At 43.1% G+C, this 12,251-nt stretch carries 10 protein-coding genes and 1 riboswitch; of the genes, 3 read left to right on the top strand and 7 right to left on the bottom strand.

What is annotated here, in order from left to right:
• Nucleotides 1-9: 9 nt before the first annotated feature.
• Nucleotides 10-696 (top strand): response regulator, encoded by a 687-nt coding sequence (locus ACTL4S_RS00225; RefSeq protein WP_004278304.1) that lies wholly within the window; start codon nt 10-12, stop codon nt 694-696.
• Between the two features lie 44 nt (nt 697-740).
• Here ACTL4S_RS00225 and ACTL4S_RS00220 read toward each other — a convergent pair whose 3' ends face one another.
• The 6 genes from ACTL4S_RS00220 to ACTL4S_RS00195 form a co-directional block, all read right to left on the bottom strand.
• The gene (locus ACTL4S_RS00220; protein WP_155861719.1) at nt 741-1,379 is read right to left on the bottom strand and encodes a hypothetical protein; all 639 of its coding nucleotides are present in this window, start codon (nt 1,377-1,379) and stop codon (nt 741-743) included.
• 18 nt (nt 1,380-1,397) lie between these two features.
• The gene (locus ACTL4S_RS00215) at nt 1,398-2,843 is read right to left on the bottom strand and encodes a protein adenylyltransferase SelO (RefSeq protein WP_441298506.1); all 1,446 of its coding nucleotides are present in this window, start codon (nt 2,841-2,843) and stop codon (nt 1,398-1,400) included.
• A 132-nt stretch (nt 2,844-2,975) separates the two neighbouring features.
• Entirely contained in the window at nt 2,976-4,142 is a 1,167-nt protein-coding gene (locus ACTL4S_RS00210) for an acyl-CoA desaturase (protein ID WP_004647507.1), read from the bottom strand.
• A 455-nt stretch (nt 4,143-4,597) separates the two neighbouring features.
• Nucleotides 4,598-5,311 carry a glycerophosphodiester phosphodiesterase gene (locus ACTL4S_RS00205; protein WP_441298505.1) on the bottom strand — a complete coding sequence of 238 codons (714 nt, stop codon included), beginning with the start codon at nt 5,309-5,311 and terminating at the stop codon, nt 4,598-4,600.
• A 142-nt stretch (nt 5,312-5,453) separates the two neighbouring features.
• Nucleotides 5,454-6,038 (bottom strand): cob(I)yrinic acid a,c-diamide adenosyltransferase, encoded by a 585-nt coding sequence (locus tag ACTL4S_RS00200; RefSeq protein WP_441298504.1) that lies wholly within the window; start codon nt 6,036-6,038, stop codon nt 5,454-5,456.
• Nucleotides 6,039-6,140: 102 nt separating this feature from the next.
• Complete coding sequence (locus ACTL4S_RS00195) at nt 6,141-7,976, bottom strand: TonB-dependent receptor plug domain-containing protein (RefSeq protein WP_441298503.1); 1,836 nt, start codon at nt 7,974-7,976, stop codon at nt 6,141-6,143.
• A 38-nt stretch (nt 7,977-8,014) separates the two neighbouring features.
• A riboswitch (cobalamin riboswitch) is annotated at nt 8,015-8,225 on the bottom strand.
• Between the two features lie 145 nt (nt 8,226-8,370).
• On the opposite strand from ACTL4S_RS00195, the gene ACTL4S_RS00190 reads away from it, so the two are divergent.
• Nucleotides 8,371-9,015: a phosphoribosylanthranilate isomerase gene (locus tag ACTL4S_RS00190; RefSeq protein WP_005103301.1), complete on the top strand. Its 645-nt coding sequence runs from the start codon at nt 8,371-8,373 to the stop codon at nt 9,013-9,015.
• Entirely contained in the window at nt 8,996-10,240 is a 1,245-nt protein-coding gene (gene trpB / locus ACTL4S_RS00185) for a tryptophan synthase subunit beta (RefSeq protein WP_005261881.1), read from the top strand. Before ACTL4S_RS00190 ends, trpB begins: the two co-directional genes overlap by 20 nt.
• Before the next feature lie 138 nt (nt 10,241-10,378).
• Here trpB and ACTL4S_RS00180 read toward each other — a convergent pair whose 3' ends face one another.
• A complete protein-coding gene (locus ACTL4S_RS00180) occupies nt 10,379-12,019 on the bottom strand; it encodes an acyl-CoA synthetase (protein WP_155861721.1) in 1,641 nt (546 codons plus the stop codon).
• Between the last annotated feature and the right edge of the window lie 232 nt (nt 12,020-12,251).

Below are 12,251 nucleotides of genomic sequence, written 5' to 3'. Positions count from 1 at the left end.
AATAGATTGATGAAACATGTCATGCTGGTTGAAGATGAAATCGAACTTGCACAGTTGGTGCGAGACTATCTGGAAGCTGCTGGTTTTGAGGTCAGTATGTTTCATGATGGGCAGGAAGCATATAACAGTTTTACCCAGCGTAAACCGAGTCTGATGATTCTGGACTTGATGGTGCCGCGTATGGACGGCCTGACCATTTGCCGTAAGGTACGTGAACAGTCAGATTTGCCAATTATCATGGTAACCGCACGTACTGAAGAAATCGACCGTGTACTGGGTCTGAATATGGGTGCAGATGATTATCTCTGTAAACCGTTTAGTCCGAAGGAGCTGGTCGCGCGCGTACAGGCTGTGTTACGTCGTCTGGATCGTAAATCAGAACCGGAAAGCAATGATTTATTCCGCATGGACAAATCACAACAGCGCATCTGGTATCAACAAAAAGCCTTGAATTTAACGCCGACCGAATTCCGTTTACTGGAGTTATTCCTGGAACATGTCGGACAGGTATATTCACGTGCGCAATTGCTGGATCATATTAATCCGGACAGTTTTGATGTGGCTGACCGTGTTATTGACAGTCATATCAAGAATTTGCGCCGTAAGATTTCAGATGCAGCTGAAACCGGTAACCGTCATGAGTGGATTCAGGCGGTGTATGGGGTCGGTTACCGTTTTGAATATCCTGAAGATTGATTAAAAAATAAATGTGGATGTTATTATTAACCATCCACATTTATTTAAACTTGTACTTTCAGAAAATATAAATCGTTAATCTGGTCCCATAAAAACTCATAGTCTTGCATGAGTGTAATATCGTTTCCGTAAGGCTTAGGAGTTCTATAACTTAATATCGTTCCTTCTTTGTACGTACTTTTATGCCTGAAATCAAAATCACGGGTATCATCCGAATATTTTATTTGGTTGCAATAGTGGGCATGATCAGTTGCGAGAATGAAATAACAAATGTCGATTCCATTTCTCTTGTAAAGTTCTAAATTTGAAAGATCTTTAAAGACATCGTAACGGTTGTTAGGTTCCCGATGGTTACTTTTCTTAAAGAATTTTAGTTCTATAGCAGCACAAGTTTGATGATCACCATCTTGATAACGAATTAAAATATCAATTCTTGCTCGCTCAGATTGACTCTTAATACTCGTTGTTTTTAAAGGTAAAAATGTTTCAAACTCTAAATGGAATTTGTCGCTTAACCTAAACTCATACAACTGCCCAAGTGTTTTTAAAATATGTCCTAATTCTAATTGGAAAGCACTTTCGTTATGTGTAATTAATCCTCCAAATGCGAGTTTGTGAGTAAGCAGCTTATATGCTGTTTCAATAATTTCATGTGTCAATTTAGTTTGATCAATTTTTTGCATGTTTTTTGAGTCTATTTATTAAGACGAACAACTCACCATGACTTCAGGCACATCACTTGGTAATGGTGCTAAATCTTCAGGCTGTTCCAAATCTGGCTGTTTTAGATAAGGCTGACTGAGTAATTTAAACAGACGACCTACTTCAGAAAAATCATCCCGCTCTGCCAGTTCAATGGCTTTCTGTGCCATATGATTACGTATAATATAATGTGGATTGATCAAGTGCATGGCGGCATCTAACTCTTCAATATCCTGTTGTTCTCGAATGCTTTCATATTGCGTCAAAAATGCTTCAAACTGACGACGATCCAGACAATCATCTTTAATGGCTTCATAGTCTTTATTTTGCAGACGGATAAAACTCTGGGTGTAGTCCAGTTGCTCGCTTTGCAAAATGCGTAGAAATACCATCGCACAATCAAAACTGTCTTTATGGAAACTTGGCAAGCCCATTTTCTGGTTTAAACCATGTTTATAATGTTCCAAGAATGTTGGCTCATAATGCTCCAGACATGCAGCTAAATCCTGTTTCCATTGTTCTTTGTCATAATCTGTAGGGCAGAGCGGGACCAGATTGTTTAACCATTGCCACAAATTCCAATGCCCAATACTTGGCTGCTGCTGATAGGTATAACGCCCTTGATAATCCGAGTGGTTATTGATCCAGTTCGGACGGAAGCGCTCCATAAAGCCATAAGGACCAAAGTCCAAAGTTGAACCGGTAATATTCAGGTTGTCGGTATTCATCACGCCATGTGCAAAACCGACCAGTTGCCATTTGGCAATCATGACGGCAGTGCGCTGAATAACTTTTGTGGCAAAGCTCAGAATCGGCTGTTCGGCTTGCAGGCATTCCGGATAATGCCATTCGATACATTTCTGAGTAAATTCAGCTAGCAGATCTGGCTGATATTGATTGATCCATTCAAAATGCCCGAAACGGATATGACAGTCCGAAGTACGCAACATCATCGCGCCCGGCTCAAGCTTCTCGCGTTGAATACCTTGCATTGATGAAGTAAAACCGACTGCATTACTGGATGCCACACCCAAAGCATTTAAGGCATGACCCGCCAGATACTCACGAATGACTGACCGCAGCACGGCACGACCATCGCCCATACGGGAATAAGGCGTAGACCCAGCACCTTTTAAATGTAGATCAATGGTCTGATTATTTTTATCCAGAATTTGCGCAATCAGCAGCCCGCGACCATCTCCCAACTGTCCTGCCCATTGCCCAAACTGATGACCTGCATAGACCATAGCCAAAGGTTCAAACTCAACGAAGACTTTCTGACCGCTACAAATCTCGACCCATTGCGCCTTGTCTTCATCCGACCATTGTAGTTGTTCTGCCAAAGCGGCATTGAAGTGCCCGGCTTTTGCACCTTTTAACGGCAGCGGAACTTGATGATGATAGAGGCGAGCAGGTAGTGTTTGATAGCGAGAGTTAAAATACATAGCATCAGTACAGGATTGGAATACATGAACTATAACAAAGATAGCTGTATAAAACTGTTGTATAAGCGAGAGTTCACGTTATCTTTCGGACATAAAAAAAGCCCCAATCGGGGCTTTAGTGTTCAACAGCTTTTATTGAGAAACTGCAGATTTTTTCAGATTACGAACCAGTAGATTCAAGGTTTGACGATGATGGGAAAGACGCTGTTCAACCAGCTGGAATTCAACTTTCAGCTTGTCATCCATCTGATGGATTTTTTCAGCCATCGATGCTTTCTTGACCTGAATTTCCTGTTCTTTCAGCTTCGCCCAGTCATTTAAAGTTTGGGTAAATGCATCATATTCCTGTGCGATCTTGGTTTTTACCGCCGAGATATCTTCAGAAACATCATGGCCATATACCGCAAGATCCTGTTCAGCATATTTAAACTTCATTGCCAATTCCGCTTTTTTGATATTAAAGCTAGGAATGCGGCGCAAGTTTTTAGCTAAACCAAGTTTAGAACAAGTCCAGATCAACCATTTAGTTGGATCGTACTGCCACCATTTCACGCCGTTACGGTAATCGTATTGGAAAATATGGTGATAGTTATGATAACCCTCACCCCAAGTTGCAACCGCGAGTACGAAGTTGTCACGTGCAGTATTTTCGTCGGTATAAGGACGATTTCCCCACATGTGGCACAGTGAGTTAATGAAGAAGGTCACATGATGGCTCAGGATTAAACGCATTAATCCACCCAATAGCAACACGCCCCAGACATCGCCGACTGCCCAGCCGATTGGAAGTAAAATCGCAGCATGAACAGCAATCACTAAAGGAACGTAGTATTTGTCCTGAAACATTACCACTTTGTCTTTTAACAGATCTGGCGCATTTTTATAGTTGGCAGCACCAGATGGATAATCACGTAACATCCAGCCAATGTGTGCATACCAGAAGCCTTTATTGATCGAGTACGGGTCTTGATCAACATCATCGACATGACGGTGATGGGTACGGTGACCAGATGCCCAGAATAAAATACTGTTCTGTACAGCAAATGTACCCATAATCATCAAGATGATTTTTAATGGTAAAGTGGCTTCATAAGCACGATGTGCCCACAGGCGATGGTATCCTGCTGTAATGCCGAGGCTGCTTACGCCCAGTAAAACAAACATACTGATCCAAGCGGCAGCGCTAAAATCATGGTGATACGCATACAACGGAATCGCAATCAGGGCTACGATCGGTAAAAATACCAATGCAAACACAGCAATCCAGTTGATGGGGGCTTTGGGTAAGGGAGCATTCATCTCCAACAGCACTCCTAGAACCTCGGAAGGTATAACAAAAAGCAGAAACTACTGTTGGTTTTAACAGCAGCCTATCTTGTCCATATTAGCATGTGCCCTAAGGCATCACTAGCATTATTGTACGGTTGTATTGTACTTGTCGGTAACAGAATAAGTAGGGCAGAAGTGACCATTTTGCGAGCGTAGACAGGCTCTGATTTCCGACTAAGTGACTGAGGATTATCACTCTTTCAGAAAATTGAAACCGAATGAATCGGAGGAAAATCATTGTTCATAATTTCTACAATATTATTAGAGAATTTGCAGAATATACGTGTTGGGCAACTTAAGCTCACTTTCAAATAAAATCGGATTAAGGAAGATTCACGCTTTCCTTATTGTATTGTCGAAATGAACTGGATCAAGAAATACCTAGATCAATTAAGGCTAAGAGAGATTATTTTAAGAGAAATTGTTCAGAGTTGTTGCAGCATCAATTTTGGATAATCGGTAATCAGCCCCTGAATGCCCCAGTCTCGCAGCTGTTTAGCTCGGGTCACATCATTCACTGTCCAGACACTGATATTCAACTCGGCAGCCTGCGTGGCTTGAATCAGGTCTTTACTGGCCAGTTCATCCATCCAGCCAATATGACAGCATCCCAGTTCCAGCGCCTGATCAATAGCTTGATGTTTGACATCGGTCTCAATCAATAAACCACGTTTTAAACGTGAGTTTTGCCGTTTAAATGCATCCAGAATTTTGGCATCAAAGCTGGTAATAATGGCTGCCTGCTCATAGCCTTGTAATTGCTGTTCGACTTCAAACGCGATTTTCTCAGCTGCTGCTTCAGATGTTACGCTTTTAATTTCGACTTCAATATGCTCGAAATTTCGAATGACATTTAAGGTTTGATCGAGCAGTGGGGTTGCTTCGATTTTATTCCATTCTGACCAGGCCACTGCGTGATTATATTGGGTAAGATCTTGACGGTTACACTCGTATAGATGCTTCTGCAAACCGGTGGTACGCACAAAGTCATCATCATGCATGATGATTAAGGCATTGTCTTTGAGTTGACGGACATCAAACTCAACGGCGCGAATGCCGATCTCCTGAATATATTGAAAACCGCCCAAGGTATTTTCAGGGGCTTCGCCACGTGCACCACGATGACCAATTATGCGCATAAGATGCTCATGAGTGGGAAAGTTAAGTTCATTTTGCGAGGGCTACGTGACAGAAGGATGACACATTCTATTTTCGTCAGATGCTCTGTAAAATCAAGAGACATCTGACGTGTATTTTTAGATGCTAACTTGAAACATAATTTTACTTTTCGATGCTGTCATTGATATTTTTTTGCCATAGTATTTCGGAGCCGCCCTCAGCACGTTGCAGGATGCGTGATGCGACAAATAACCAGTCCGATAAACGGTTAAGTAGTTGCAGTGACGCTGCCTGAATGTTTTGGTCACGGTGATGTACCGACATCACGCTGCGTTCTGCACGACGACAAACAGCGCGGGCCTGATGGGCAAAGCTGCACACCAACGTTCCAGCAGGCAGAATAAAGTCTTTGAGCATCGGCAAAGCTTCATTCATGCGGTCGATATCATTTTCCAGAAACTCAATCGATACCGGTTGCACTAGATTAAAACCCGGAATACAGACTTCACCGCCTAGATCAAATAACCAGTGCTGGATCAGGCTTAAAGATTTATCCCAAGCGGCTTGATCTTCAATGTTACTTGCTGAAATTTGTGCACGTAATACGCCAATCACGGCATTTAGTTCGTCGACATCACCGAGTGCTGTGATACGCAAATCATCTTTGGCAACACGTGAGCCATCACCGAGTCCTGTGGTACCTGAATCGCCTGTGCGGGTGTAGATTTTGCTTAAACGGTGGCCCATATGTGTTCCTTGAATTTTTAATGAAGATAATAAAAAAGGATACTGTCGGTCATAACATTATCCATAAACTGCGCTGTTTTAAAGTTTTTTGCTGTTTAGAGCTTAGTATTTAAAGGTGATGCCTGCAGAAGCGAGACGGCCACCGTTCACATAGTACTGGTCGCCAGCGCTATGCACAGTTTTGTATTTCACATCACCGACATTTTCAATGTTAGTAAACAGTTTAACTGTTGGATTAATATTCCAATATGCATTTAAGTCAACACGTGCATAACCTGGAATATCACGACTAAAGTCCTTCGCTTTCGATTTTGCTACCAGTGCAGCACTTAAACCGTAATCGGCATTTTGTAGACCTGTCGATACAGTGAATGACTGACGAGGGCGACGTAATAGCTCTGAATTCTGTTTCGTATCTTCAGTTTTGACATAAGTGTAACCGGCATTAATAAAGAACTGATCTTTTGCCCATTGTGCCGTCAATTCGCCGCCAGTCATCTTGGCTTCATCAATGTTTTGGTTTTGGTAAACAGTAGTTGGAAGCCACTCTTCTCCACAATCAATAATACATTCCGAATTAATTAAATTATCGACTTCCGTATAGAAAGCGGAAGCACCTACTAAAATATTTAATGGAATTTTTTGATCTATCCCCATTTCATACGAAATGCTTTCTTCAGGCTTCAGTTGATCATTGCCGCCAAAAGCATACATATCATTTAAAGTCGGTGCCTTAAATGCTGAACCAATATTGGTATAAATGCTGGTATTAGGGAGCAGTTGATAACGGATACCACCTTGTGCAACGGTATGTGAGCCAAATTTTTCGTTATCTTCGACACGCACACCCATCTGAGTGCTTAAGCTATTTGTCTGATACTGATGCTGAATATAGTAGCCTGTTGAATTAATATCTTCATCAATAGCCTGGGTTTTTGCATCGGTATTACGCTGGGTAATGCCCAGTAAAACATTTTGTGCTGCTGTGAAATTCCATTTGCCATAGATTTCTGCTTCTTGCGTGGTGCTATGTACAAAGCTGCTTGATGTGACCTGATCTAAGTCATCTTTAAACTGAGATAGACGTGCATTAATTTCAGTGGCTTGTGTTGGGTTAATACGACCTTTTAAGTTTACAATTTTATTTTCAAAATCTTGGCTGGAAAATGCACCCCAATTACTGTATTGGACATTTCCTGAATTTTGACTGTAATCGAGTGATGTTGCATAACGCTCTTTTTCAATACCGAATTTTGCACTATAGCCTTTTTGATCATAACTGTAGTCACGGTTGTCATTGATATTGAATACAGGTGTGCCGTCAGTTTCTAAAACTTGACCGCGAATCTGCGCATACACCCCATTTTCTGCCAAGTCAGCCCCAATAATTGATTTGTAGGTTTGATTCTCACCAATTTCACCTGTTACAAAGGCACTCGTTTTTTCAGGCGTTTTTGTTACAAACTGCACTACACCACCAATTGCGTCTGTACCATAAAGCACAGACGCAGGGCCTTTTAATACTTCAATCTGTTTAAGATCAGTGGTGTCTAAAAAAGGAATAGACGCTGCACCTGTGGTGGCTGTATTTAAACGAACACCATCACGTAGTACTAAAACTTGATTGGAATTGGTACCGCGTAAAAAAATAGAAGTTTGCTGGCCATAACCACCCGATTGCACGACATTAATACTTGGGTCTGTTTTGAGTAAATCTGGTAGTGCTTTAAGAGGTGATTGCTCAAGAATTACAGGTTCAATAATCGAAATACGCGCTGGTACATTTTCAATGTTTTCTGCAGAGCGAGTTGCCGTGACCACAATGGTATCTAAAGATGCTTTCGCAACTTTTTGCTCGTTAGCAAAAACAGATGAGGTGGTACCCAACGCAAGTGCGATCGCACCTACCAAGGCAGTAGGTTGACAATGAAGTGACATGTTAAAGCTCCCTACATTCACTTCCCCGTGAATGATTGAGTTATAGAACACAACAAGCAGGTTTCCGGACTTAAATGTGCAAAGCAGCGACTTTGCTGTATATCCACCTTCCCACATCAAGATGCAGTGGTGTAAACCGAAGAGTTTAAATTGATAGACGTTTCATTTTTTACCGTTGCGGGGGCAGTGCTGGATTTACACCAGCTTCCCTAAAGCCTGAAGGCTTGGACTTGCTGCAAAGTGAGCGCAGTATAAAGTTTGTATGCCTTATAAACAATCTGCATCGAGAATAATCCGGATGAACTTTTACGCAAGTCAGAAAAATTGCATTACAATGATTTGCCCCAATCTTACAGATTGTTCAATACATTGGTAGATCTAGAGCCAACATAATATGCGAACCCGTGCCAAAATTTGTGGAATCACCCGAGTTGAAGATGTACATGCCGTAGCCAATGCTGGCTGTGACGCGATAGGATTTGTATTTTATCCACCGAGTCCGCGGCATGTCACTTTAGAGCAGGCTGAAATCCTGATTCAGTCGGTTCCAGCTTATGTACAGGCGGTGGGTTTATTTGTGAATAGTCACGCAGATGAAATCCAGGCGATTTTAAATAAAATACCGCTGGATATTTTACAATTTCATGGCGATGAAACACCTGAACAGTGTCAGGCTATCGCCCAGCAGGTCGGACGCCGTTGGTATAAAGCCATTCAGGTAAAACCTGATCTGGATGCAGTCGCAGAAATTCAAGGTTATCAAGATGCAGGCGCAAGCGCAGTGCTATTAGATGCATGGCATCCTGATCTGAAAGGTGGCACAGGGCACAGCTTCGATTGGGACACATTTCCCAAACTCAATATTCCCTTGATCTTGGCAGGCGGTTTAAATCCTGACAATATTGAACAGGCAATTCTCACCACACAGGCGTATGCCGTCGATGTGAGTGGCGGTGTCGAGTCCGCAAAAGGTATTAAAGACCAACAACTCATAGAACGCTTTATGCAAGGAGTCCATCGTGGATCAGCAAAGTACTAGCCAGAACAGTCAGGCAGTTGACTATACCCAATTCCCGGATGAACGCGGGCATTTCGGTATTCATGGCGGACGTTTTGTGTCAGAAACACTCATGGCGGCTTTAGAAGACTTGGAAAAGCTCTATTTCCGTATGAAAGATGATGCGCAGTTTTTGGCAGAATTTGACCGTGACATGGCGTTTTACGTCGGTCGTCCGAGTCCTTTATATCATGCTGAACGATGGTCGAAAGAGTTGGGTGGCGCACAGATTTACCTGAAACGTGAAGACCTGAACCATACCGGTTCGCACAAAGTAAATAACACAATCGGTCAGGCCTTACTGGCGAAGCTTTCCGGCAAGAAACGTATTATTGCCGAAACAGGTGCAGGCCAGCATGGTGTAGCAACGGCAACAATTGCAGCACGTTTAGGTCTTGAATGTGTAGTATTCATGGGCGCAGACGATGTAAAACGTCAGGCGATGAACGTCTACCGTATGCGTTTATTAGGCGCGACGGTTGTGCCGGTAGAAAGTGGCTCCAAAACATTGAAAGATGCCATGAACGAAGCCATGCGTGACTGGGTGACCAATGTTGATTCAACCTATTATGTGATTGGTACCGTGGCAGGTCCACACCCATATCCGCAGCTGGTTCGTGATTTCCAGTCGATCATCGGTCGTGAAGCACGCCGTCAAATTTTGGAACAGGCTGGCCGTTTACCAGATGCCCTAGTGGCATGTGTCGGTGGTGGATCTAATGCAATGGGCTTGTTCTATCCATTCCTGAATGACCAAGACGTGAAAATGTATGGTGTTGAAGCAGCAGGTCATGGGATTGAATCAGGCAAGCACTCTGCGCCATTGAATGCCGGTCATGTCGGTGTCCTGCATGGTAACCGAACTTACCTGATGTCGGATGCGCAAGGCCAGATCATCGAAACCCATTCAATTTCTGCAGGTCTGGATTATCCGGGTGTGGGTCCGGAACATAGCTTCCTGAAAGATATGGCCCGTGTTAAATACGTACCGATCAATGATCAGGAAGCTTTACAAGGTTTCCGCGACTTGACCAAGATTGAAGGCATTATTCCGGCGTTAGAAAGCGCACATGCTATGGCTTATGTCACTAAACTTGCACCGACCATGGATAAAGATCAAATTATTATTGCGACGGTTTCAGGTCGTGGTGATAAGGACTTGATGACCGTTGCCCGTATTGATGGCGTGGAAATGGTAGAGATGTAAGCTCCTTAAAGTCCTCTCCTTATAGGAGAGGGTTGGATGAGGTTAAATCTCACAAAAGGATAAGTTAAAAAATCGTGCTAATAAAAATTAGCACGATTTTTTATTGAGTAGATTTTGAAAAAACATGCCTGTATGGAATTAAGAAAATTCACCTTGCGCGCGCTCTTTGGCCCATTCGCGTAAAACAAATTTCTGCAATTTACCGGTCGAGGTTTTTGGAATTTCGGTAATCACCACATCCTTAGGCACTTTAAAGCGGGCCAGATGTTCACGGCAAAATTCCATAATTTCTTCTTCAGTGGCCTTGGTGCCTTCTTTGAGCTCAATAAAGGCACAAGGAACTTCCTGCCAGCGTGGATCAGGCTTGGCGACTACCGCTGCAGTCAGCACCGCCGGATGCTGATACAGTACTTCTTCCACTTCAAGCGATGAAATATTTTCTCCGCCAGAAATAATCACATCTTTGGAACGGTCGGTAATTTTGGCATAGCCATCCGGTTGGCATACCGCCAAATCTCCCGTATGGAACCAGCCACCGGCAAAGGCTTCTGCTGTCGCCTCAGGATTTTTCAGATAACCTTTCATCACGATATTGCCACGGAACATGATTTCACCCATGGTCTGACCATCATGTGGCACTTCCTGCATGGTATCCGGATCAAGCACTTTCATGCCATCTTGCAATGGATACGGGACGCCTTGACGGGAGTGCAACTGTGCCTGTTCCTGAATAGACAGATCGCTCCAGCCTGCCTGTGAAGCGCAGAGTGCAGAAGGGCCATAGGTTTCAGTCAAGCCGTAAACATGCGTTACGTTAATACCGATATTGCGCATGCCTTCAATAATTGCTGCTGGAGGTGCGGCACCCGCCACCATCACTTCGACACGATGATCAATTTTGGTCTTTTTCTCTTCAGGTGTGTTAATCAGCATCGACAGGACAATCGGTGCCCCACAGAAGTAATCGACTTTATGTTCGGCAATCAGTTTAAAGATCAGTTCAGCATCGACTTTACGCAAGCAAACGTTGGTTCCGCCGTTGGCTGCCATGGTCCAGGCAAAGCACCAACCATTACAGTGGAATAGCGGCAGTGTCCATAAATAGGTGGCACGTGGTGTCATGCCACAGGCAATAATATTACTGGCTGCGTTAATGTAGGCACCACGATGATGATAGACCACGCCTTTCGGGTTGCCGGTGGTCCCAGAAGTGTAACTTAAGCTGATGGCATCCCATTCATCTTGAGGTAAATGCCATTCAAAGTTTGCATCGCCTTGCGCAATCCAGTCTTCATATTCGATTTGGCCAATACGCTGGTCTTCACCTTCAAACTCTGCATCAGCCACATCAATGACATAAATGTCTTGTGAAACTAGAGCGAGTGCTTCAGTCGCAAGTGCAGTAAATTCAGGATCAACCAATAATACTTTGCTCTCAGCATGTTCCAGCATGAAAGCAAGGGTCTTGGCATCCAGACGGGTATTTAAGGTATTCAGGACGGCACCTGCCATTGGTACAGCAAAATGCGCTTCGATCATGGCAGGGACGTTAGGCAGCAGGACAGACACGGTATCATTTTTACCGATGCCTAATTTTTGGAGTTGGTTGGCAAACTGACGACAACGGTTGTATTTCTCACGCCAGGTAATACGACGCTTACCGTGAATAATCGCGTTCTGGTTTGGATAGATATAAGCTGCACGATCAAGATAGCGTAAAGGTGATAAGGCTACAAAATTCGCGGGGGTACGCGGTAATTCATCATATGCGCTAACCATTGTAAAACTCCGTTCTATATTTATTTTCATATCCTGTTGAAAAGATATGTATTTCTCAGAAATCTTGCATTTATGCTTTAGTCGAGTACGATTTTACAAATTTTAAGTATTTGAATATTAATAAAAATATTTAACCCTACTTAAATGTTTTGAACGCATGGGTTCCCAAGTTTGATTTTTTAGGTATTTTACTCTAGTTCAGCCATTAAAATAATATGAGCCCAGGAAGAAT

It is taken from the genome of Acinetobacter lwoffii, assembly GCF_052078135.1.
In the GTDB taxonomy this organism is placed as follows: domain Bacteria; phylum Pseudomonadota; class Gammaproteobacteria; order Pseudomonadales; family Moraxellaceae; genus Acinetobacter; species Acinetobacter lwoffii_Z.
The sequence above is the reverse complement of the archived record's forward strand: the minus strand, read 5'-3'. Positions and strand labels throughout refer to the sequence as shown.